24 protein-coding genes are annotated in these 22,416 nt (G+C 66.0%); 14 read left to right on the top strand and 10 right to left on the bottom strand.

The features are described 5' to 3' along the window. Positions 1 to 17: 17 nt before the first annotated feature. A complete protein-coding gene (locus ACSFCA_RS33785; protein WP_435462560.1) occupies positions 18 to 704 on the top strand; it encodes a Fe2+-dependent dioxygenase in 687 nt (228 codons plus the stop codon). A 16-nt stretch (positions 705 to 720) separates the two neighbouring features. Here ACSFCA_RS33785 and ACSFCA_RS33780 read toward each other — a convergent pair whose 3' ends face one another. Then, the gene (locus ACSFCA_RS33780) at positions 721 to 1,230 is read right to left on the bottom strand and encodes a CHAP domain-containing protein (protein ID WP_435462559.1); all 510 of its coding nucleotides are present in this window, start codon (positions 1,228 to 1,230) and stop codon (positions 721 to 723) included. 234 nt (positions 1,231 to 1,464) lie between these two features. Between ACSFCA_RS33780 and ACSFCA_RS33775 the strand changes: the two genes are divergently transcribed. The 11 genes from ACSFCA_RS33775 to ACSFCA_RS33725 all read left to right on the top strand — a co-directional run bounded on the left by ACSFCA_RS33775 (position 1,465) and on the right by ACSFCA_RS33725 (position 11,525). Then, the gene (locus ACSFCA_RS33775) at positions 1,465 to 2,112 is read left to right on the top strand and encodes a response regulator (protein WP_435462558.1); all 648 of its coding nucleotides are present in this window, start codon (positions 1,465 to 1,467) and stop codon (positions 2,110 to 2,112) included. After that, positions 2,109 to 3,965: a sensor histidine kinase gene (locus ACSFCA_RS33770; protein ID WP_435477471.1), complete on the top strand. Its 1,857-nt coding sequence runs from the start codon at positions 2,109 to 2,111 to the stop codon at positions 3,963 to 3,965. Before ACSFCA_RS33775 ends, ACSFCA_RS33770 begins: the two co-directional genes overlap by 4 nt. Positions 3,966 to 4,058: 93 nt before the next feature. Further along, positions 4,059 to 4,232 carry a hypothetical protein gene (locus tag ACSFCA_RS33765; RefSeq protein WP_258354109.1) on the top strand — a complete coding sequence of 58 codons (174 nt, stop codon included), beginning with the start codon at positions 4,059 to 4,061 and terminating at the stop codon, positions 4,230 to 4,232. Further along, complete coding sequence (locus ACSFCA_RS33760) at positions 4,229 to 4,537, top strand: hypothetical protein (RefSeq protein WP_258354108.1); 309 nt, start codon at positions 4,229 to 4,231, stop codon at positions 4,535 to 4,537. The genes ACSFCA_RS33765 and ACSFCA_RS33760 overlap by 4 nt, the downstream gene beginning before the upstream one ends. 170 nt (positions 4,538 to 4,707) lie before the next feature. Next, a complete protein-coding gene (locus ACSFCA_RS33755) occupies positions 4,708 to 5,439 on the top strand; it encodes a sensor histidine kinase (RefSeq protein ID WP_435462557.1) in 732 nt (243 codons plus the stop codon). A gap of 123 nt (positions 5,440 to 5,562) precedes the next feature. After that, the gene (locus tag ACSFCA_RS33750) at positions 5,563 to 6,495 is read left to right on the top strand and encodes a DUF2167 domain-containing protein (protein ID WP_093050667.1); all 933 of its coding nucleotides are present in this window, start codon (positions 5,563 to 5,565) and stop codon (positions 6,493 to 6,495) included. A 179-nt stretch (positions 6,496 to 6,674) separates the two neighbouring features. Beyond that, positions 6,675 to 7,805, top strand: coding sequence for an ABC transporter substrate-binding protein (locus ACSFCA_RS33745; RefSeq protein ID WP_435462556.1), 1,131 nt, complete (start codon positions 6,675 to 6,677; stop codon positions 7,803 to 7,805). Between the two features lies 1 nt (position 7,806). Further along, on the top strand, positions 7,807 to 8,835 hold the full coding sequence (locus tag ACSFCA_RS33740) for an adenosine deaminase (protein ID WP_435462555.1): 1,029 nt from the start codon (positions 7,807 to 7,809) through the stop codon (positions 8,833 to 8,835). After that, the gene (locus ACSFCA_RS33735) at positions 8,832 to 9,662 is read left to right on the top strand and encodes an ABC transporter ATP-binding protein (protein WP_435462554.1); all 831 of its coding nucleotides are present in this window, start codon (positions 8,832 to 8,834) and stop codon (positions 9,660 to 9,662) included. The genes ACSFCA_RS33740 and ACSFCA_RS33735 overlap by 4 nt, the downstream gene beginning before the upstream one ends. After that, positions 9,662 to 10,483, top strand: a complete 822-nt coding sequence (locus ACSFCA_RS33730; protein ID WP_435462553.1) for an ABC transporter permease — start codon at positions 9,662 to 9,664, stop codon at positions 10,481 to 10,483. The genes ACSFCA_RS33735 and ACSFCA_RS33730 overlap by 1 nt, the downstream gene beginning before the upstream one ends. 34 nt (positions 10,484 to 10,517) lie before the next feature. Next, complete coding sequence (locus ACSFCA_RS33725; RefSeq protein WP_435462552.1) at positions 10,518 to 11,525, top strand: isopenicillin N synthase family dioxygenase; 1,008 nt, start codon at positions 10,518 to 10,520, stop codon at positions 11,523 to 11,525. Positions 11,526 to 11,530: 5 nt separating this feature from the next. Here the strand turns inward: ACSFCA_RS33725 and ACSFCA_RS33720 are convergent, their stop codons facing one another. The 7 genes from ACSFCA_RS33720 to ACSFCA_RS33690 form a co-directional block, all read right to left on the bottom strand. Beyond that, positions 11,531 to 12,472 (bottom strand): LysR family transcriptional regulator, encoded by a 942-nt coding sequence (locus ACSFCA_RS33720; protein ID WP_435462551.1) that lies wholly within the window; start codon positions 12,470 to 12,472, stop codon positions 11,531 to 11,533. 100 nt (positions 12,473 to 12,572) lie between these two features. Further along, positions 12,573 to 13,361 carry an enoyl-CoA hydratase-related protein gene (locus ACSFCA_RS33715; RefSeq protein ID WP_435462550.1) on the bottom strand — a complete coding sequence of 263 codons (789 nt, stop codon included), beginning with the start codon at positions 13,359 to 13,361 and terminating at the stop codon, positions 12,573 to 12,575. A gap of 2 nt (positions 13,362 to 13,363) precedes the next feature. Next, positions 13,364 to 14,194: an SDR family NAD(P)-dependent oxidoreductase gene (locus ACSFCA_RS33710; RefSeq protein ID WP_435462549.1), complete on the bottom strand. Its 831-nt coding sequence runs from the start codon at positions 14,192 to 14,194 to the stop codon at positions 13,364 to 13,366. 25 nt (positions 14,195 to 14,219) lie between these two features. Then, positions 14,220 to 14,639: a MaoC family dehydratase gene (locus ACSFCA_RS33705; protein ID WP_435462548.1), complete on the bottom strand. Its 420-nt coding sequence runs from the start codon at positions 14,637 to 14,639 to the stop codon at positions 14,220 to 14,222. An 18-nt stretch (positions 14,640 to 14,657) separates the two neighbouring features. Further along, complete coding sequence (locus ACSFCA_RS33700; RefSeq protein WP_093050690.1) at positions 14,658 to 15,098, bottom strand: MaoC family dehydratase N-terminal domain-containing protein; 441 nt, start codon at positions 15,096 to 15,098, stop codon at positions 14,658 to 14,660. 10 nt (positions 15,099 to 15,108) lie between these two features. After that, entirely contained in the window at positions 15,109 to 16,293 is a 1,185-nt protein-coding gene (locus ACSFCA_RS33695) for a lipid-transfer protein (RefSeq protein ID WP_435462547.1), read from the bottom strand. Positions 16,294 to 16,333: 40 nt separating this feature from the next. Next, complete coding sequence (locus tag ACSFCA_RS33690; protein WP_435462546.1) at positions 16,334 to 17,893, bottom strand: long-chain-fatty-acid--CoA ligase; 1,560 nt, start codon at positions 17,891 to 17,893, stop codon at positions 16,334 to 16,336. Positions 17,894 to 18,004: 111 nt separating this feature from the next. Here ACSFCA_RS33690 and ACSFCA_RS33685 point away from each other — a divergent pair, with 111 nt between their 5' ends. Then, a complete protein-coding gene (locus ACSFCA_RS33685) occupies positions 18,005 to 19,030 on the top strand; it encodes an AraC family transcriptional regulator (protein WP_435462545.1) in 1,026 nt (341 codons plus the stop codon). Here ACSFCA_RS33685 and ACSFCA_RS33680 read toward each other — a convergent pair whose 3' ends face one another. Continuing rightward, entirely contained in the window at positions 19,031 to 20,281 is a 1,251-nt protein-coding gene (locus tag ACSFCA_RS33680; protein WP_435462544.1) for a glycosyltransferase family 61 protein, read from the bottom strand. A 197-nt stretch (positions 20,282 to 20,478) separates the two neighbouring features. On the opposite strand from ACSFCA_RS33680, the gene ACSFCA_RS33675 reads away from it, so the two are divergent. Beyond that, the gene (locus tag ACSFCA_RS33675; RefSeq protein ID WP_435462543.1) at positions 20,479 to 21,627 is read left to right on the top strand and encodes a DegT/DnrJ/EryC1/StrS family aminotransferase; all 1,149 of its coding nucleotides are present in this window, start codon (positions 20,479 to 20,481) and stop codon (positions 21,625 to 21,627) included. A gap of 61 nt (positions 21,628 to 21,688) precedes the next feature. On the opposite strand, the gene ACSFCA_RS33670 is transcribed toward ACSFCA_RS33675, so the two are convergent. Further along, a complete protein-coding gene (locus tag ACSFCA_RS33670) occupies positions 21,689 to 22,399 on the bottom strand; it encodes a class I SAM-dependent methyltransferase (RefSeq protein ID WP_435462542.1) in 711 nt (236 codons plus the stop codon). Positions 22,400 to 22,416 lie beyond the last annotated feature (17 nt).

Below are 22,416 nucleotides of genomic sequence, written 5' to 3'. Positions count from 1 at the left end.
GGAGCATTCGACACAACATGCTGGTCTGCATTCCCGGCGTCCTCGACCACGAAGCGCTCGTGCAGGTTCGCGCGCGCCTCGATGCGGCAGGCGACGCCTGGGTCGATGGCCGCGTCACCGCGGGCCACCAGGGCGCGCCGGTCAAGTTCAACCAGCAGATCGACGAAGGCTCGGTGGTGGCGCACGAATGCCAGGCCATCGTGGCGAGCGCACTGGAGCGCCACCCGACCTTCATCAGCGCGGCGTTGCCCAACCTGCTGTACCCGCCGATGTTCAACCGCTACAGCGAAGGCATGCGCTTCGGCCTGCACGTGGACGGCGGCGTGCGCATCGACCCGCGCACCGGCCGCAAGCTGCGCACCGACCTGTCGGCCACGCTCTTTCTGTCGGACGCCGACAGCTACGACGGCGGCGAGCTGCAGATGGAAGACACGCACGGCATGCAGACCGTGAAGCTCGCGGCCGGCGACATGGTGCTCTACCCCGCCACCAGCCTGCACCAGGTCACGCCCATCACGCGCGGCGTGCGGCTCGCGTGTTTCTTCTGGGTGCAGAGCCTCGTGCGCGACGCAGGCGACCGCGCATTGCTGTTCGACATGGACAACGCGATCCAGCGCCTCAACCAGAGCGGCGCCGACGAATCGGCACGCCGCACGCTGGTGGGCACGTATCACAACCTGCTTCGCAAGTGGAGCGATACCTGAGCTCCTTGACAGCAAGTCAGCCCACGACGCTGCGACACCATGCATAGATGCTGCGCGGTTGCTGCTCGAAGAGTTCCGGCGAGGTGATCTTGATGGCGTCGAACGGCGCCACCTTGAAATTGACTGCCGAGCAATGCGCCACCAGGCGAGCGCGTCCATCGGCATCGGCCTCCATCACGAGCCCCACGTGGCCGTAGTTCTCGCCGCTTCCCGCCTTCGGGTAGACGACCAGCGCCCCGGGCGTCGCCCTGGCCCGGCGTTCGAAGCGCACGCCGGCGCCCATGGCATCGGCCCAGATGCTGTCCGTGTAGATCCATCCGGCAGCGTCCGTATAAGGCGCAGGATTGCTCTTTCTGGCGAAGCCAAGCGCCCAGCACACGAAGCCCGAGCAGTCGCAGGCGCGCACCACCAGCGCCGGATCGTGCACATCGAGCCCTGCCGCCAGGGCCAATGGCTCCAGGGCCTGTTGCTGCTCCAGAGGAAGCTTCGGCCACAGCTTGCCGACCGGCAACGCACTCGTCGGCAATGCCGCATCTGCGGACCGCCCTCCTTCACCGAGCCAATAGACAGTGCCCTGTCCACAGGCTGAATGCGCACGCGTCAGGACATCTTCAGTTCGGTACATACGGCTCCTTTGGGACTTTTTCCGAAAATAACCGGGACTCCGCTGCGCGGCGATACCGCATAGGCGCTATGGCCCGGCGGCATGCGCAGGCGAAGAATGGAGTCGTACACTGCGCCCGAATACCCTGGAGTGGGAATGAAAATCCGCGTGCTGATAGTCGAGGACGAGCCGGAATTCATGCGCCGGTTCTCCAACGCCGTGCTGGCCGACCCGGAGCTTTCACTCACGGGGGCGGTCTCGACCGGTGCCGCGGCAATGGCGCTCCTGGGGGCACAACCACCCGATGTGCTGTTGCTCGATCTCGGTCTGCCCGACATGGACGGCACCGAGGTGATTCGCTATGTCGCCCTTCACCACTCGGCATGCGACGTGCTTGTGATAACCATGTTCGGCGACGACCGGCATGTGATCGCCGCGCTGGAGGCTGGCGCAACCGGCTATCTGCTCAAGGATGCGGGCGCTGACCGCATCGCCACCAGCATCCATGAACTGCACGCGGGCGGCTCGCCCATCAGCCCCGGCATCGCGCGTCGCATCCTGGCGCGGATGCGCACGGCCACGACCCAACTGCGTGACGAAAGCCCGCGCGATGCGGTGCTGACACCACGGGAAACGGAGTTGCTGCGCCTGACGGCCAAGGGCCTGAGCTTCGACGCGATCGGACAACTCCTGGAGATTTCGCCGCACACCGTGGTGGCACACGTCAAGAAGATCTATCGCAAGCTGGCAGTGCACTCGCGCGGGGAGGCTGTCTACGAGGCCAATCAGATGGGGCTGCTGTGACATGGCCAGGATTGCGGTGCCTGTTGCTGGTGGCGCTGGTCATCGCCGGCGCTGCCGACGTAAGGAGTGCCGACCAGGCGAATGAATCCGCATCGCCGCAGCGCGCGTTGTGCCTGGATGCCTCCGGGCTCACGCCGCCCGCGTCCGATGCTCCGTGGCAAAACGCGACGCTGCCCGGTGCTACCGCCCCACAGGGCCCGACCTGGTTCCGCATCGACTTCAAGCGCGAGAGCGCATCGCCCAGGCCCTGGGCCGTCTATCTGCCCTACCTGTACGGCGGCGGGCAGGTCTGGCTCAACGGCCAACAGGTGGCCAGCGTGCCGGAGTCGACGGACCAGTTGCGCGTGCGGTGGGAGCGTCCACACCTGCTGCCCTTGCCCGACAACCTGCTGCACGACGGCGACAACGAACTGATGGTGCGTGCGGTGCCGGCCCTGGGGGAACACAGCCTGCGCTTTCCGCGCGTGGACATCGGTCCGCTGGTCACGCTGAGCGAGGCGAACGACCGCCGCCAGTTCTGGGTGCGGACCGCGCCACAGCTCACCGTGCTGGCCTGCCTGATCGTCTCTGCATTCGTCCTGTTCATCTGGTGGCGACGCCCGGGCGAGGTGCTCTACGGGCTGTTCGGGCTCGCGACCGCGCTCTGGGGAATACGAACGCTGACCTTTGTGATCGAGGTGGTGCCGGTGGAGCGCTGGCAGCTCTGGCGGCTCGTCTACCTGGCCGCCACCGGTGGCTTCGTTGTGGTCATGGCGCTCTTCGCCACGCGCTTCGCCGGCATGCGTCATCGCTGGCTCGAACGCGTGCTGGCGGCGTACTGGCTGGTCGGCCCGGTGTGGCTGCTGCTCGCCGGCTCCGCGGGCGAACCGCTCGTCAACCGCGTCTGGAGCGGCGGGCTGATACCCATCGGCATCGGGATCATCGCCGTCTCGTTCTGGGTCGTGTGGCGCGAGCGCACCTGGGCTTCGGCTGTCATGCCGACGGTTCTCACGCTGGCAACGCTCGCGGGCGTGCACGACTACCTGATTACGTGGGATGCGGCGCTCATCGACCGCGTGCTGCCGGGTTGGGCGGGGCATCGCCTGTTCCTGCTTCACCACGCCGCGAACCTGCTGCTGCTGACGATGGGCGTGCTGTTGTCGCTGCGCTTCACGAGAGCGCTCACCTCGCTGGAGCAGCTCAACGAATCGCTGGAGTCGCGCGTGGCCGACCGGGAGCGCAGCCTGTCTGCCAATTACCTCCGTCTGGCGGCGCTGGAGCGGCAGAACGCCGCCGCCGAGGAGCGGCAGCTCATCATGCGCGAGATCCACGACGGCCTCGGCTCGAAGCTCTTCACCTCGCTGTCGCGAGTGGAACGCGGTGACATGAGCCACCTGCAGATCGAAGAGTCGCTGCGCGCCTGCATCGCCGACATGCGGCTCGCGCTGGACGCGCTCGCGCCGGAAGATCACGACCTGCGCACCGCCCTTGGCGACTTCCTGTTCCGCTGGCAAGGCGAACTCGAAGCAGCTGGCGTGCGGGCCGCCTGGACCATCGACATGCCCGACGAAGCCCCGGGCGTGCCGCCCCACACGACGCTGCAGATACTGCGCATCGCGCAAGAAGCGCTGACCAACATCGTGAAGCATGCGCGCGCGAGGCAGGTGGAGCTTCGGCTGCAGCAGGCCGGCGGACTGCTGCGACTGGAGATCCAGGACGACGGCCTCGGCGCCGGCCTGGCGCCTGGCACACAAGGGCGCGGCATCGCCAACATGCGCGCGCGTGCAGAGAAGCTCGGCGGCACGCTCGAACTGCGGCAGGACGCGCATGGAACCTGCGTCGTGCTGAGCGCGCCCATCCCGCAAACACGCTAGGGCGCGGCCCAAAGGCGGTATTCCAGGGCAGCGCTGCGATTCCTACATTGGATGCCCATGCACAAGCATGACATTCCAGAGGAGAACAAGCGCATGACCCCACAATCCGGGCCCACCGACGACACCCTGTCGAGGGTCGGCCGCTGGCTGCTGGCGATCGCAGTGGTTGCGCTGGCCTCGCTGATCCTCTGGATGGCGGGATGCGGCGACCAGCTATCGACCTATGGCGTGAACGGCACCATCCACACCGAGGAGTCGATCACATGAGCCCCGGCGGTGATCTGCAGTCTTCGGCCACGCTGATGTCCATCGTGAGCTGGCTCTACCTGGCGACCAACTCCGTGCGCGCCGTTACCTACGTGCCGCAGATCGTCGCTGTCTGGCACTGCACGGACGGCGCGCGTGCGATCTCGCTCGTGACCTGGAGCTCCTGGGTGCTCGCGAACCTCACCGGCGTGATGTACGGCGCCTGGGTCGTGCGCGACGGTCTCTTCGTCACGATCTCGGCCATCAACCTCGTGTGCTGCGCCACCGTCGCGTTGATCGCGGCGCGCCGCAGGGGACTGCTCTAGGAGATGTTTGTATGAACTCGCTTCAGCACGTGCTTCGGTTCTTCGGCTTTCCCTTGCCTGTGCCGGTTGAGGGGACGTCGCAGTTGCACCGCCGGAGGAACACCTTCGACAGCGTCCCGCTCCCGGTGCGTGCTCCCCCGCCGGAGTTTCAGCCCCCTGTCGAACAGGCCATGGCCGAGCTCTTGCGAAAAAACCAGTTGCTCGAGACCTCCGGCCGGGCGAAGGCCTGCCTCTTCGCAGCCGCAATCCACGACCTGCGGCAGCCGCTGCAAGCCCTGATGCTGTTCTCGAACGCGCTGTCGAGCGCCGATCTCGACGCCGATCGGCTGCACTGGCGCATCGAACAGATCCGCCAGTCCGTCGACTTTCTCGATCGGCTGTTGACCGGGCTGCTGGATCTGACGCAGATCGAGGCGGGCCGCACACCGCCCAGGTGCGCCGAGCTGGCGCTCGATCCGCTGCTCGACGAGGTCCGGCATCACTTCCGCGCCGTGGCCGAGGCGCAGGGAGTGCGGCTGGTGGTGCGCCCCACCGGCGCATGGGCGCGCTGCGACGGCGTGATGCTCACGCGGATCCTCAACAACCTGGTGAGCAACGCGCTGCGCCACACACACCGCGGCGGCGTACTCGTGGGCGCGCGGCGGCATCGGGAAGGCATTCGCATCGATGTCTGCGACACCGGGGTCGGCATTGCGCAGCAGCATCAGGCACGGGTCTTCGAGGCTTTCTACAAAGTCGATGCCTCCGAGCAATCGGCCGCACGCGGATGCGGCCTGGGTCTTGGGCTGGCCACCGTGCAGCGGCTGGCCGATCTGCAGGGCGCGACGGTTCGGCTGCGCTCGCGGCCCGGCCAGGGCACAGTGGTGTCCGTCGTGCTGCCCACCACGCGCAGCGCCGGCTGAGCACTCCAATCGGGCCTCGGCGGCCACACTCCAGGAGCAGATCATGGCTTCGCAAATGAAGCGATACCTGAACTCTTAAACTCTCCCGGCTCGCCAAACAGACAACAACCGAGGAGAGAGAACTTGCGTATTCAAACCGCCCGCCTGACGGCCGGCGTGCTGCTCGCGTGCGCCGCTTTCGTGGCGCACAACACCGCTCACGCCGCATCGCCAACCACCCCGTCCACCACTGCCCCTGCTTCGACCGCCAGTTCACTGGAAGCCGAACAGGACGCCGCATTCAAGGCCGCCAAGGCCGTGCAGAAAGCCGGCCCCGCCGACATTGTGCTGCGCGACCAGGCCCACCTGCAGCTGCCCGCCGGCTACGTGTGGGTGCCGACGCCAGCGGCCGCGCAGTTGATGCGCAGCATGGGCAACCGCACCGACGACACCTTCGTCGGCGTAGTCTTCCCCGCCGACGACGCCGACTGGATGGCCGTCGTGAAGTTCGTCAAAGAGGGCTACATCAAGGACGACGATGCGAAGGACTGGAACGCCGACGACCTGCTCAAGAGCCTGAAGGAAGGCACCGAGGCCGCCAACGAGGAGCGCGCCAAGCGCGGCATTCCCGCCATCGAGGTGACGGGCTGGGCGCAGAAGCCGCAGTACGAGGCCGCATCGCACCGCCTCGTGTGGTCGGCCCTGTCCCAGCGCAAGGGCAGCACCGACGGCAACCAGGGTGTCAACTACAACACCTACGCGCTGGGCCGCGAGGGCTATCTGAGCCTGAACCTCATCACCAACGCGAAGGACCTCGACAAGTACAAGCCCGACGCGAGCAAGCTGCTCGGCGCGATCCAGTACGACGACGGCAAGAAGTACGCGGACTTCAACTCCTCGACCGACAAGGTCGCCGCCTACGGCCTGGCCGCGCTGGTGGCGGGCGTGGCGGTGAAGAAGCTGGGCCTGTTCGCGATCGCCCTGGCCTTCCTGGCCAAGTTCGCCAAGCTGGCCGTGGTGGCGGGTGGCGCGGCGCTCTGGGGCATCGCGAAGCTGTTCAAGCGCAACAGCAACTAGCAAACAGCAGCCGCATGCGGACAAGCCTTCGCACGACGCGCTGCAAACCGCACCGGAACAGCATGCGAGCCGGGCGATTCAATGTGCGAAAAATCAGAACAATGCTGACGGAATATTGATCCACAGCGATTGGTTCCCAGGGCTAATCTCGCAACGATCCGACCAACACAGGATCGTTCATGCCCCCCCATCTGAAACTCGCCTTCGCCCACCCCGCCCGCTTTGCCGCACGGGCCGCGGCCGCGCTCGCCGCCCTGGTCCTCCTGCTGTCTGCCACCGTGGCGCAGGCCCAGAACAAGCCGCTGAAGCCCGTGACCATCGCGCTGGGCACCCAGGTCGTCAACGTCACCTACCCATGGCTGACGCTGCCCATCGCGCTGGGCTACTGGAAGGACGAGGGCTACGACGTGAAAATCGTCACCACCGGCGGCTCGCTGCAGGGCATCCAGCAGATGGTGGCTGGCGGCGTCGATTTCGCGCAGATCAACTCCACCGGGCTGATCCAGGCCAACACCGAGAACAACGTCGCCGTGCGCGGGCTCATGGGCACGGGCGTGATCGACTGGGGCGTAGGCGTGCCGCAGGACAGCCCCGTGAAGACGGTGGCGGACCTCAAGGGCAAGAAGATCGGAATCTTCAGCCTGGGCACGGGCGGCATGCCGCTGCTCAAGGGCTACCTGCGCGCCAACGGCGTCAACCCCGACACCGACGTGCAGATCATCGCCACCGGTGCCGGCGCGCCGGCGCTGGAGGCGATGCGCGCGGGCCGCGTGCAGGCGTTGATGTTCTGGGGCTCCGCGCTTACCGGCTTCCAGAACGCGGGCGCGAACATGCGCATATTGTTCGATCCGTCGTGGCGCTCGCTGCCCGACTTCACCTTCGCCACCATGCAGAAGACCATCGACGCCGACCCGGCGATGGTCGAGGCCATCGCGCGCGGCGCGGCCAAGGCAACGCTGTTCGCACAGACCGATCCCGAGTGCGCCCGCCAGATCCACTGGAAGCACTTTCCCGGCGCCAAGCCCACGGGTGCTGACGAAGCCACGCTCGCCAAATGGGACCTTGCGCTCCTGCGGACGCAACTCCAGACGATGGCCGACGCACAGACCATGAACGGCGGCAAGCTGATCGGCGCGATGAGCCCGGCCGCCTACGGCCGCATGCAGGAAGCGATGCTCAAGGACGGCCTGATCAAGCGCACGCTGCCGCCCGAGTCGATGCTCTACCTGAAGCCCGGCTTCGTCGAGGCCATCAACCGCTTCGATCGCAACGCCGTCATCGAGGCCGCCAAGGCCTGCAAGGGGCTGTGACGTGACACCCGAACAATTCATCGCCGGCCTGCCCAAGGCCGAACTGCACATGCACATCGAAGGCTCGATCGAGCCCGGGCTTTTCCTGCGGCTGGCCCGGCGCAACGGCGTGGCCATCCGCTGGCAGACGGAAGAAGAGCTGCGCGCCGCCTACCGCTTCACCGACCTGCAGGACTTTCTGAACCTGTACTACGACGGCTGCCGTGTGCTCGTCCAGCCGCAGGACTTCCACGACGTGACGCGCGACTACCTGCGCCGCGCGCACGCCGATCGCGTGCTGCATGCGGAGATGTTCCTCGGCGTGCAAGGCCACACCAGCCGCGCAGTGCCGCTGGCCGTGGTGATGGAAGGCGTGCTCGGCGCCATGAAAGCCGCGCAGGCCGAAGACGGCATCAGCTCGGGCCTGATCGTCGTGGTGCAGCGCCACCGCAGCGAGGACGAGGCGCTTGCGCTGCTCGACGACCTGCGCCCCTGGTACGACCGGCTGCTGGGCTTCGGCCTTGGCGGTGCGGAGGTGGGCAACCCGCCGTCGAAGTTCGCCGAGTTCTTCCGCCGCTGCCGCGAACGCGGCTTCAAGGTGGTGGCGCATGCGGGCGAGGAAGGCCCGGCCGCCTATGTGCGCGAGGCGGTCGAGCTGCTGCAGGTGCAGCGCCTGGACCATGGCAACGCCTGTCTCGACGACCCCGCGCTCGTCGCGCAACTGGCACAGCAGCGCATTCCGCTCACGGTGTGTCCACTGTCCAACCTGAAGCTGCAGTTGGTGCCCTCGATGGCCGCGCACCCTCTGCGCAGGCTCATGGACGCGGGCCTGTGCGTGACCGTCAACTCCGACGACCCCTCCTACTTCGGCGGCTACGTCAACGACAACTACCTCGCGTGCCAGCAGGCGCTCGGCCTCGGGCGCGACGACATGGTGAGCCTGGCGCGCAACAGCTTCGAGGCCGCCTTCATCACGCCACCGCAACGCAGCGCAGCGCTCCGCGCCATCGATGCATGGGTGGCCCACGGCGCGGAGCAGGCACCGGCATGAACGCAATCGTCCAATTTCCGCCAAGACGGACGACGCTGCAGGAAGCATCGGGCGCAGTCCCGGCGTTCCGCTTCGAAGGCCTGCACAAGACCTTCCGGTCGAAGGACGGCGCGGATGTGGTCGCGCTGCACGACGTGAGCTTCAGCGTCGAACGCGGCGAATTCGTCACCGTGGTCGGCCCGAGCGGCTGCGGCAAGAGCACCCTGCTGCGCATCCTGGCCGGCCTGGAGCGCGCGAGCCGCGGCACGGTCGAGCTCGGCGGGCGGCGCCACACCGGGCCGAGCCGCGACGTCGGCGTGGTGTTCCAGGCGCCCGTGCTGCTGCCGTGGCGCAACATCCTCGACAACGTGCTGGTGCCCGCGCAGATCCAGGGACGCGACCCCAAGGTCGCGCGCGAGCGCGCCCTCCACTACCTGCATCTGGTGGGGCTGGCCGGCTTCGAGACCAAGTACCCCGGCGAACTCTCCGGCGGCATGCAGCAGCGCGTGGGCATTGCGCGGGCACTGGTCAACGACCCGATGCTGCTGCTGATGGACGAGCCCTTCGGTGCGCTCGATGCCATGACGCGCGAGACCATGAACGTCGAGCTGCTGAAGCTGCGCGAACGCACCGGCGCCACGATCATGCTCGTGACGCACAGCATTCCGGAAGCCGTGTTCCTCGGCGACCGCGTGATCGTCATGTCGCCGCGGCCCGGGCGCGTCACGCAGGTGATCGACGTCGACCTGCCCGCCGCCCGCACGCTGGATCTCATCAACACCGAGCGGTTCGGCAGCCATGTCCGCGGTATCCGGGCCAACCTCAACGCCAGTGGAGGGCTCGACTGATGAGCACCGAGAACATCGACTTCGAGCCGCCCGCGCCGTGGCTCACGCCCACGCGGCGCAAGGCGCTGATCGTGGCCGTCTTCGTGGCCGTGGTGGCCGCATGGCAGCTCGTGGTGAGCGCGCTGGGCATCTCGCACCTGATCTTCCCGGGGCCCGCGGGCGTGGCCCGCTCCATCTATGACGTCTTCTCGTCGGGCGAGGTGTGGCCGCACCTGTGGGTGACGCTCTACGAGATTCTTGCGGGCTTCGCGCTCGGCGCGTTCGCGGGCTTCCTGCTCGGCGCGCTGATCGGCCAGAGCGCATTGCTCGAACTGGTGCTCTACCCGTACGTCGTCGCGTTCCAGACCGTGCCCAAGGTGGCCGTGGCGCCGCTGTTCGTGCTGTGGTTCGGCTTCGACACCACGTCGAAGGTCGTGATCACCGCGACCATCGTGTTCTTTCCGGTGCTCGCCAACACGATCGTGGGGCTTCGCTCGGCGCCCAGGGACCAGATCGACCTGATGCGTGCATTCACGGCGTCTACCTGGCATGTGTTCCGCATGGTCCGGCTGCCGCATGCGCTGCCGTATGTGTTCGCGGGGCTCGACATCGGCATCGTGCTGGCCGTGATCGGCGCGATCGTGGGCGAGTTCGTGGGCGCCCAGGCCGGGCTGGGCTATCTCATCCTGCAGCGCAACTTCTCGATGGACGCGGCGGGCATGTTCGCGATCCTCATCGTTCTCTCGGCCATCGGCATCGTGCTGCATGGGCTGATGAAGGCGATTGCGCGGCGCGTGGTGTTCTGGGCGGACGCGTTCACCGACCTGTCTCGCGGTACATGAAGCAACAACACAACCCCTACAAAGGAGCAACGCAATGATCCAAGACGAACAGAAGCTCGAGGCACCCCGCAGGGCCTCCGCGCAAGAAATGCCGATTCTCGACCTGGGCCCGTGGCTGGCCGGCGGCCCGATCGGGCCGGTAGTCGAGCAGTTCAAGGCCGCATGCACCAACACCGGTTTCTTCTACGTCAGGAACCATGGGGTGCCGCAGGCAGTGATCGACGCCGTGTTCGACGCCACCCGCCGCTACATGTCGCTGCCGATGGAGGAGCGCCTGAAGGACCGGATCGACGAGCGCTTCCGGCGCGGCTTCATGCCCATGGGCGTCACGCAGCATCCGGGCCACAAGCCGGACCTGAAGGAGAGCTACGAACTCGGCATGGACCTGCCGCTGACGGACCCCGACGTGGCAGACGGACGGCCGTTGCACGGCCCCAACCGCTGGCCTGCGGACAAGCCCTGGCTCGAGCCCGCGGCCATGGCGTACTTCAACGCCACCATCGAGCTCGGCCGCAACCTGCTGAAGATCTTCGCCTCGGCTGTCGGCAAGGAGGAAGGCTTCTTCCTGCAGTACGCCACCAAGCCGATGGTGCAGTCGCGGCTCTTTCACTATCCGCCGCAGGAGTCGTTCACCAACCTGGAGCTCGGCGCTGCCGCGCACACCGACTACGGCATGCTGACCGTGCTGGCACAAGACCCTATCGGCGGCCTTGAACTGTGTACGCGCGGCGGGGAGTGGGTGGCCGCGCCCTACGTCGAAGGCACGCTGGTCATCAACCTGGGCGACTTGGTAAAGGTGTGGACCAACGACGTCTACGTGTCCAACAGGCACCGCGTCGCGAATCGCACGGGCAAGGAGCGCTATTCGATCCCCACCTTCTTCAACCTCGACTACGACACGCCCGTGGCCTGCCTGCCCGAGTTCGCGCCCGGCGAAGGCGAGCCCACGCATGCGCCCATCAAGTCGGGCGACTACCTCGTGCGGCGGTTCGCGACCGTTCAGAAGTACAAGACGCCTGCAGAGCTTGCTGCTGCGGGGTAAGGGCTTCAGGCGGCGGGCCGCCGGTGTTCGGCGCGCTGCTCCGCCTCTTCCAGCGCAACCGTGAGTTCCGAGAGAAATGCGGCCACCGGTATCGGCAGGCTGCGGCCCTTGTGCACGCACAGCGCCAGGCGCTGCGGCCTGGCGCGCGGGTCTTTCAACGGCACATAGGAGCCCGCCCTGGGACGCCCGAACGGGTCTTCCAGCGGCGTGGTCGTGAACGTGAGGCACATGCCCTCGGCCGCCACGTTGCGCATGAGTTCGTACGAGTTGGTTTCCAGCGCGATGCGCGGCCGGATCTTCGCCTTGGCGAGCATCTCGTCGTACTGCTGCTTGGCCCACAGCGACGAGTCGAGCGACGACAGGCTGTACTCGGCGCAATCCGAAAGCCGCAGCGACTTGTAGCCCTCGAGCGGATGCCCGGTGGGCACCAGCACGTACAGCGGCAGCAACCGCGTATAGACCGTCGAAAGATCCTGGAACGCGATGTCGCCGAAGGTGAAGCAGGCGTCGAGGTCGTCTTCCAGCAGCATCTCCGCCAGCGTAGGGCTGCCGCTGACCTTCACGCTGAACGAGATACCCGGATAGCGCTTGGCAAAGCCGGAGAAGAACTGCGGCATGAAGTCGCGTGTCAACGATTCGGGCATGCCGAAATTGACGTGGCCCCGCTTGAGACCCTGCAGTGCCTCGATCTCGGAATGCAGCCGCCCGGACTCCTTCACGACGTTCTTGTGGTATCGCATGAGAATCTCGCCGGCCGCCGTGAGCTTGACCTTGCCGCGCCCCTGGCGCCGCTCCAGCAAAGGTGCGCCCAACGAGTCCTCGAGCATGGCGAGCTGCCTGCTGATGGCGGATGCCGCAACGTACAGGTTCTCGGAAGCCGCCCTGATCGAACCGGTGCGAACGACTTCGGCGAAGTACCGAAGCGAGGTCGTGGAGACAAGACTCAAGAAGAAACTCCGTGGGCTGGGCGCAAAGCGAAAGCGCCTCGGAGATTCTTGCACGCATCCCGCCCGCATGGCGCGGCGAACGCGATGCAGGCGCTGCGCCTCAGCGACCGGTGAAGCGAGGCGCGCGCTTGTCGACGAAGGCCGCCACGCCCTCGCGCGCATCGGCGCTGCCGGCACGTTCGCGCAGCAGCTTCTGCTCCAGCGCCAGGTGTTCATCGAAAGGCCGACCCGGCACACCGGCGCACAGGGTCTTGATTGCCGCGAACGATCCGCTCGCGCCATGGGCGAGCCGCGTGACGAGTGCTTCGGCGGCGGCTGCGAGTTCGGCATCCGCGTAGAGCGCATCGACGGCACCCCACGCCAGGCAACGCTGGCTGTCGACGGCGTCGCTCAGCATCAGCAGTTGCTGCGCACGCACCGGCCCCACGCGACGCGCGAGGAAGTACGAGGCGCCCGCATCCGGCGACAGCCCGATGGCCGCGTAGCCCGTGCGCAGCTTCATCGATTCGGCGGCGAGCACGAAGTCGCCGCACAGCGCAAGCCCCACGCCCGCGCCGCCTACCGCTCCGTTCACCGCGACGACCAGCGGCGCCGGGTTGTTCGACAGGCGCAGCAATGCCGGGTGCAGGCTGTCGAGCATCTCGTTCACCAGCTCAGGCAGCGCTTCGCCGGCCGCCACGAATTCATCGATGGCGCCGCCGGCGCAGAACACCCTGCCCTCACCGGTCAACAGAATGACGCGCGGCTTCTGCGCCAGCACTTCGTCGATGGCCTGCACCAGCGCGCGACCGTTCGCGGAGCCAAGGGCATTCGCGCGCTCGGGCCGCTTCAGCACGATGCGGCCGATGCCCTCCTCCACGCCCCAGGCAATGCCTTCGCTGATGTTCATGCTCAGACCCCTGTGAGCCCGCCGGTGCACATCAGCGTCTGCCCGCTCACGTAGTCGGACTCGGGCGCGCACAGCAGGTACACCGCGCCTGCGGCCTCTTCGGGCGTGCCGCCGCGTCCCAGCGGAATGGACTGCTCCATCATCGCCAGCAGCCCCGGGTTGATGCCCACCTTGATCTCGCGCCCCTCGATGTTCGCGGTGGTGGCTTCGGCGGTGCTTGCGGTCAGCCGCGTCTGGATGAAGCCGAAGGCCACGCAGTTGACCGTCACGTTCATGCGGCCCCACTCCTTGGCCAGCGTCTGCGTCATGCCGACGATGCCGGCCTTGGCGGTCGAATAGTTGGCCTGCCCCGCGTTGCCGAACAACCCCGCCACCGACGAGATGTTGACCACCTTGCGCACCACGCGTTGGCCCGCCTCGGTCTCGGACTTCGACAGCGCGCGGATCACCGGTTGCGCCGCGCGCAGGATGCGGAACGGTGCTGTCAGGTGCACGTCGATCATGGCGTACCACTGCTCGTCGGTCATCTTCTGCACCACGCTGTCCCAGGTGTAGCCGGCGTTGTTGACGATGATGTCGAGGCCCTTGTATTCGTTCACCGCGGTGCCGATGAAGCGTTCGGCAAAGTCTGGTGCGGCCACGCTGCCGACGCAGGCCACCGCTTCTCCGCCGGCAGCACGGATGGCCTGTACGGTCTCTTCAGCCGGCCCGGCATCGAGGTCGTTGACGACGACGCGCGCGCCTTCGGATGCGAGCTTGAGCGCAATGGCCCGGCCGATGCCGCGACCCGAACCTGTGATGAGGGCGACCTTGCCGCCGAGCTTGAGTGTCATGTCTCTGGTCTTTCTTCGGTTGATCTCAGCGCAGCGCGACGAGCGCTTCGCCCGCGATGCGCGTCTGCCCATACTGGTTGGCGCTGAGCACCTCGACGCGCACGCAGCGCTCGCCGTTGTGCTCGAGCTTCTCGACCACGCGCCCGCTGCACCGCACCGCATGCCCCAGGTGCGTGATGCCCTGGAAGCGCACGTCGAAGCGCCGAAGCTGCGATTGCGGCGCCCACTGGGTGAGCAGGCGGCCGAGCCAGGCCATGCCCAGCATGCCCTGCGCGAACACATCGGGCATGCCCGACTTGCGCGCGAAATCTGTATCGATGTGAATGGGGTTGTGGTCGCCCGAGGCGCCGGCGAACAGCGCGAGCGTGGTGCGGTTCACAGGCGGCAGCTGCAGCGAAGGCAGCTCGTCGCCGATGTTCACGACGTCGTAGGTCAGGGCATTCATCGGTGCGGGTTCCTTCCTTCAATGGCGGCAGACGATCACCGTGCGCAGCTCGGCCACCAGTTCGTCGCGCTGGTTGGTGGCGCGCGATGTCTTGATGACGAATTCGAGCGCACCGTTCTTCTTGTCGTAGATGTCGGTGATGGTGGAACGCACCGTCACCGTGTCACCCACACAGGCCGGCCGGTGGTAGCTGAAGCCCTGCTCGCCGTGCAGCAGCTTGGACAGCGGAATCTGCAGGTCGGCCAGCAACCGGTCGGACGCGCCCGAGTCGAGTTCGGCAGCGAACAGGAAGGTCGGCGGTGCGGGCAGGTCGGGGTAGCCGGCATCACGCGCGGCGGCGGCATCGGTGTAGACGGGGTCGGTCTCGCCGATGGCCTTGGCAAAGAATTGCAGGCGGCTGCGCTCGATGGGCAGCACCGAAGGCGGCAGCTCGTGGCCGATCCATTTCTTGTCGATCATCTGATAGCCCTCACACGCGTTCGTAGAGCGTCACCACGCAGGCGCCGCCCAGCCCGAGGTTGTGCTGTAGCGCCATCCGCGCACCCTCGACCTGCCGTTTGTCTGCTGTGCCCCGAAGCTGCTGAACCAGCTCCGTGCATTGCGCCAGCCCCGTGGCCCCGAGCGGATGCCCCTTCGACAGCAGCCCGCCCGACGGATTGGTCACTACCTTGCCGCCATAGGTGTTGTCGCCATCGACCACGAACTTCTCGGCGCCGCCCACCGGGCACAAGCCCAGCGCCTCGTAGCTGATGAGTTCGTTGTGCGCGAAGCAGTCGTGCAGCTCGACCACATCGACATCTTGCGGGCCGACGCCGGCCGCGTCGTACACCTTCTGCGCGGCTTCCTGCGCCATGCTGAAGCCGACCACCTCGCGCATGTCGCGGCTCTCGAAGGTGATGGGCCGGTCTGTGGTCATGGCCTGCGCCTTGATGCGCACGCTGCGGTCCAGCCCGTGGCGCTCGGCAAAGCGGGCCGAGCACACGATGGCCGCGGCCGCGCCGCAGGTGGGCGGGCAGGCCATCAGCCGCGTCATGACGCCGGGCCACATGACGGGCGCGGCCATCACCTCGTCTTCAGTGACGACGGTGCGGAACAGCGCCACCGGGTTGTTCGACGCATGGCGGCTGGCCTTGGCGCGGATCTTCGCGAAGGTCGACATCTGCGTGCCGTACTGCTGCATGTGCGCAAGGCCCGCGCCGCCGAAGTAGCGCAGCGCGAGCGGCACCTGCTCGTTGCCGACCAGCTCGTCGGTGATGCTCTCGAAATGGTCGAAGGGGCTGGGCCGGTCGTTGAACACCGCGCCGAGCGCGCCGGGGCTCATGTGCTCGAAGCCCAGTGCCAGCACGCAGTCGGCGGCGCCGCTGGCCACGGACTGGCGCGCGAGGAACAGCGCGGTCGAGCCGGTAGAGCAGTTGTTGTTGACGTTGATGACCGGAATGCCCGTCATGCCCACTTCATACAGCGCGCGCTGGCCGGCGGTGGAGTCGCCATACACGTAGCCCACGTAGGCTTGCTGCACGAGCTCGTAGCCGATGCCGGCGTCTTTCAGCGCGGCGTTCGTGGCATGGGCGGCCATCTGCGGATAGGGCTGGTTCGCGCCCGGCTTGGTGAACGGGATCATGCCGACCCCGACGACATAGACGTCTTGACTCATGAGAGGCTCCTTGGAGGTTCGAATAAGAAAACAGACAGGCTCAGGCTACGCCTCGCTGGCGGTCTTGCCAAAAGGGTTCGCGCAGCTTTGTCTTCAGCACCTTGCCGGCGCCCGACAGCGGCAGCGCGTCGAGGATGGCCACGCTGCGCGGGCACTTGTAGTTGGCAATCAGCGTCTTGCAGTGCGCGATCAGCTCCTCGGGCTTGATTGCCTGCCCCGGCTTGAGCACCAGCGCGGCATGCACCGCCTCGCCCCACTCCTCGCTCGGAATGCCGATGACAGCGCAGGCGGCCACCGCGGGATGCTGGTTGATGGCGTTCTCTACCTCGGCCGAATAGACGTTCTCGCCGCCGCTGATGATCATGTCCTTCAGCCGGTCGACCACGAAGATGAAGCCGTCGTCGTCCATGTAGGCGCCGTCGCCGGTGTGCATCCAGCCGTCGCGCAGCGCGGCCGCCGTCTGCTCGGGCTTGTTCCAGTAGCCCTGCATCACGTTCGGGCCGCGCACGGCCACTTCGCCGACGGTGCCGCGCGGCACCTCCTTGTCGTCGGCATCGACGATGCGCACTTCCATGCACACGGCGGCGCGGCCCGCCGAGCGCAGCTTGCCGTGCTTGCGGCCTTCGGCCGTGTGGAAGTACGCGGGGTTGAGCGTAGCGATGGGCGACAGCTCGGTCATGCCATAGGCCTGCACGAACCCGACACCCGGAAAGGCCTCCATCGCGCGGTTCAGCACGGCCTCGGAGATTGGCGAGGCACCGTAGGTGATGTTCTTCAGGCTGCTCAGGTCGCGCGGCTCCCGCATGGCGGGGTGGTCCACCAGCATCTGGATCATGGTGGGTACCAGCAGCAGGCTGGTGACGTGGTCACGCTCGATGGCGTTGAGCACGCCCTCGGGCGTGAACATCGGAATGATCGCGTGCGTGTTGCCCGCAAACCAGTGCGGCGTGGCCAGGCCCATGTCGGCCAGGTGGAACATCGGCGCGGCATGCAGGTAGCAGCCGCCGGCCGGGGCCAGCCCTTCTGCCTGCGCCGCGAGCGCCGAGCTGCAGATGTTGGTGTGGCTCAGCATCACGCCCTTGGGGAAACCGGTGGTACCGCCGGTGTAGAAGATGCCGGCCAGGTCTTCGCCGCGGCGCACGGCGTCGGGCACCGGCTGGGCGGCGTCGATCAGGCCTTCATAGCTGTGCATGCCGGGCGGCATCGGGCCGTCGCCGCAGTAGACGACTTCGCGCAGGCTCTTCGATTGGCCGCGCATCTGCTCGACCACCGGCCGGAAGGTCTCGTCGACCAGCAGGATGCTGGAGCCCGAGTCTTCCAGCGAGTAAAGAATCTCGGCAGCCGACCAGCGGATGTTGCAGGGGTTGAGCACCCCGCCGCCCCAGGGTACGGCCATCTGGTACTCGAGATAGCGGTCGGAGTTGAGCGACAGCATGGCAACGCGGTCGCCCGCCTGCATGCCCAGTCGCTGCAGCGCACCGGCCAGGCGTGCGACCCGTTCGGCAAAGTCGCGAAAGCTCCGTGCACGGCCGGCAAAGCGCACGGCAATGGCATCGGGGCGCTGCTGCACGGCCCGGTGAAGGCCCTGGGTGAGGTACATGGGTTTGTCTCCGTCTCGTTCTTGTGTAGCCGCATGGTAGAAATCCGGCGGCTGCCCGGCGATTGCACTTCGCTTCGATCGCATGGCAGAAAACGTCAATCGACAGGACTCATGCTGCAACCGCCCGTCACCATTCCGATCGCCTTCGTCCACGGCATGCTGTCGGGCATTCGCGCGCGCGGCGGCGAGGCGCTGGTCGACATCGACACGGCGCTGGAAGACGCGGGCATTGCCCCCGCGCTGCTCGACGAGAACGGCGCGCGCATCACCGCCGAGCAGTACGTGGCGCTCTTCGCACTGCTGATGGACCGGATGGACGACGAAGCGCTGGGCTTTCTCACCCGGCGCCTGCGCTGCGGCAGCTTTGCGCTGATGACGCGCTCCACGCTGGGTGCGCGCACCTTCGAGGTGGCGCTGCGCCGCGTGGCCCACACCTTCAGCCTGCTGCAGGACGACCTCTCGCTGGTGCTGCTGCACGAAGGCCCGCTCGCGGGCTTCGGCGTGAGGCTGAACATCCAGCCCGCCACGCACCAGAACTTTCTGCACGAGCTGATGCTGCGGGTGTACTGGCGGCTGTTCGCGTGGCTGCACGGCGGCCGGCTGGTGGCGCGCCGCTTCGACTTCGGCTTCGAGCTGCCGCCCTATGCGGACGGCTACGCCAAGGTGTTCCCGGGGCCGCTGCAGTTCGGCCAGCCGCTGTCGGCCGTGTGGTTCGACGCCAGCGCGCTCGAAACGCCGGTGCACCGCGACGCGCAGGAGATGCAGGTTTTTCTGGCGGCCGCGCCGGCCAATGTGATCCTGCCGCGGCTGGCCGAGCAGGCGGTGAGCGCGCGGGTGCGTGCGGTGCTGCAGCAGCACCGCCCGGCATGGGCCGATCTGGCAACCACGGCGAGCGTGCTGCACATGTCGGTCAGCACGCTGCAGCGGCACCTGGCGACCGAGGGCACATCGTTCCAGGCGCTGAAAGACCAGTTGCGGCGCGACCTTGCCATCGTGCGGCTCAACACCAGCACCGTGCCGCTCGCGGCACTGGCCGAGGAGCTGGGCTTTGCCGACAGCGCGGCGTTCCAGCGGGCCTTCAAGGCGTGGACTGGTGGTGCACCGGGGTCGTATCGGCGAGCCGGACCGCCCCCCTGACTACCCTGCGGCGCTCCCGCCAGCGCTCGGCGCCTTTGCTCCCTTCAGGCGAAGGCGCCGCAGCAGCGCGCGGAGGGGCTCGGCGAAGTGCCCGGGCGTTGGTGCGGCAGGCGGTAGAGCTTGCACACCGGGCGAGGCCTTGGCGATATCGGCTGCGTGCAACTGCAGCAGACGCAAGGCCATCTCAAAGTCCGGCCGGTCGATCTCGAAACGCTGCTCCACGTCGGCGGCGTCAGCCGGGCCGAAGACATAGCTGATGGCCTGCCCCATCGCCTGGCAGATGCCCGACTGGAGAAAACCAGGATGGATGGCGCTTGCCCTGAGCGCGCAGACCACCGCCCCAGCTGGCGAGAAGATGCTGTTGTGAAGGCCTGAGCCATATTCGCCAATGATCTGGCGCGCCCCCTTGAACAAGGCGATCTGCTGCAGCAGCGGCATCTGTTCCGGCTGCACGATGCGAAAGCCTGCGGCTTGCGCCCAGGTTTCGACATCCTCGCGGTTCACCAGCATCCTGCCGTCCCGGCCAGCGGCGCGGCGCGATAGAAAAATGCGCTCGCAGTCCGGCGGAGGCACCAGCGGCCCGTTTCCAGCCTCGATCCGTGCGAGCATAAACTTCGCCGCCTCTCCCAGCGCGGGATGAGCACGGCTCGCGCACCGCGTGAGCGTGGGCGCGATCAGCCGGCGCAGGTGCAGCGTCTCCGCGTAGGGCTCATAGCTGACGAGTTGCTTCTCGCTGATACCCAGGAGGGCAAGCAGTTGCAGCGCGAACGCAGGTGTGTTGCGCGGAATCAGGTACTGCGCACGATCGATGTCTATACCCGCAGCCTGCAGGACGAACAGCTTCGGCAGGAAATCCGCGATCCAATGGCCCCAGATCAGATGGCCCGGCCCCGCCAGCATGACAACCGGCTCGGCGATGGAGTGCGCAGGTGCGCGATGCGCGCTGAGCTCACCATAGAGAGCGCACTCCCTGACGGCATCTTCGCTCATATTCATGCGTTCCGACACCAAGAAACGTCCATCTCGCGCGATCAACCCATGCGAGGTGACGTCGACTTCTTCCAGTTCGAACACGCCCACGGGCTGCTGATGCTGCTCGCCGTAATAGAACTGGCCAACTGAAGCGGGAACGCCACCAAGGGTGAAGAGCGGCGAAAGCGCGCTGGATGCCTGGGCTGCCCGCAACTCGCGGTAAGTCACTCCGTGACTCGCTGGCGTGAGATGTTCAAAACCAATCTTTTCTTCGGTCATCGGCGTGGTCTACAAAAATGACTACAGACTGCAGTCAATACGAAACTGAAAAGGAGCGATCGGTAGCGGTACCTTTTGCGCCACGAAATGCAATCCCCCGGCGCGTGGAGAGCACTTCAAGATGCGATATCGAGGTAAAATTTATTACCAAAGAATTCGAATCCATACCGGAACTCCCTACCCTGGATCGCACCCCAATGACCAATCTACAGCCTGCAAGTGTACCCAGTTTCAGTCATTGGGAAATTCCTTCCCAGTACAAATATCCATTCGTGAAACCGAAGCTTCCAGCGCTCGGCAGACTGGAGAAATATTTCGAAAAATCGCGTCAGGCCGGGTATTTCTCGAACTTCGGCCCGGTGTCCTATTGCTTCGAAGAAGCATTGAAATCATATTTTCCCGGGCGCCAGCCCATCACTTGCGCCAATTGCACGGTCGGATTGTCCGCGGCGCTCGTGGCTCTCAGGGTGCAGGGCGCGGTGCTCGTTCCAGCCTTCACGTTTGCGGCAACCGCCTCCGCCGTGCGGGCGGCTGGCCTGGATGTCGTGCTCGGCGATATCGACCCCAGAACCGGCGTACTTGACGCGGGCGGCGTTGAAGATGCAGTTCAGAATAAAGGTTGCCGTGCCGTGATCGCAGTGCGTCCGTACGGCATATGGTCGGACCTTTCTCCTTTGGAAATGGCGTGCAGGAAATCGAGCGTTCCTCTCATCGTCGATGGCGCGGCTGCACTGGGAGTCACGAAAGAAGTTATTTCCGACTACAGCTTGCCGGACAGCATCGAGGTTTTTTCCCTCCACTCGACGAAACCCTTCGGGGTTGGCGAAGGAGGGCTCATCGTGGCACCCGCCCGGTACGAGGACGATTTGCGGTCGGCGTTGAATTTCGGCCTGTGGGCCGATGGACGAATTTCTCGCGGCAGCGGCTTCAATGGAAAAATGGACGAACTTACCGCATCGATGGCATGTGCAACGCTCGAGGACATTCCCGCCAGAATCAAGGAAAGGCAGGATTACGCTGCCAAGCTCAATCGATTTTCAATGAAGCACGGCCTCGTGACTTTTTGCGCCGAAGGTTCCGAGCGAATTGCGCCATGGCAATGCTTTCCAATTCGACTTCCCAAAGAAAAGAGTGCCGACCGTGTCGTCGCCTTGTGCGCAACTTCGGGTTTGCAGGTTCGACGCTACTACCACCCTCTCGGGCCCATTGCGACCGATGCCGAATCATTTCCGGCGGCGGCTTTTCTTTCAGACAATACGGTATGCCTGCCCGTTTACGACGACTGCGAACCCGATACGGCAGAAAAAGTCTGGGAAATATTCTGGAAGGCCGTGTCGCAAAAATAGAATCAGCGCATCTTTCTTTTCATTTTTCAGATTGCGGCAGAGCGTCGGCAGGATGTCCGCGTCAACCCCCTTGGCGCCGGCGGCCGACATACATGCCTCGCCCGACCAGCCCCTTCGCGTCGTAGCTCACCTCCAGGCCGGCAGCCGCAAACGCGTCGAGGTACTGCTCGTGGGTGAACAGGCCCAATCGGTGCTCTTCCTTGAAGTGATCGACGCTTTGCGGCGTGCCCACCAGGTAGTTGATATCGAGCACGGAAACCAGACCAACCTTCTGCGCGATGTACATCCAGCTGATCTTCAGGTCCTTTTCATCGACGTGGTTGGCGGTGATGTGTCCGCTCCAGTAGGTTTGCGGAGAGAACCAGGGCTCGACGACCACGAGACCGCCCGCAGCCGCATGCGCGGCCATGTTCCTGATTGCCGCCTGCATGCGTTCCAGCGTTTCCGCATAGCCGATCGCGCTGAAGAGACAAGTCACGACATCGAAGGTCTTGCCCAGTGAGAACGCGGCCATGTCGCCCTGGTGGAAGGTGCGATGGGGCAACCGCGCGCGGGCAACCTCGAGCAACTCAGGGCTGATGTCGAGGCCTTCGATCATGGCCAGATCGCGGTCGATGAATTCGCAATGCTTGCCCGTGCCGCACGCCACGTCCAGCAGCGACTGCGCATTCGGAGCCTGTTCCTGGATCAGCGCCCGCAGCTTCGCGCTGGCGCTGGCATAGTCGACGAAGCTGTAGATCGCGTCGTAGTATTTCGCGGATTTGGAGTACATCTGTAAGTGGTGTGAGC

Origin of the sequence: Variovorax multivorans (genome assembly GCF_051216835.1) — a bacterium.
In the GTDB taxonomy this organism is placed as follows: domain Bacteria; phylum Pseudomonadota; class Gammaproteobacteria; order Burkholderiales; family Burkholderiaceae_C; genus Variovorax.
The sequence above is the reverse complement of the archived record's forward strand: the minus strand, read 5'-3'. Positions and strand labels throughout refer to the sequence as shown.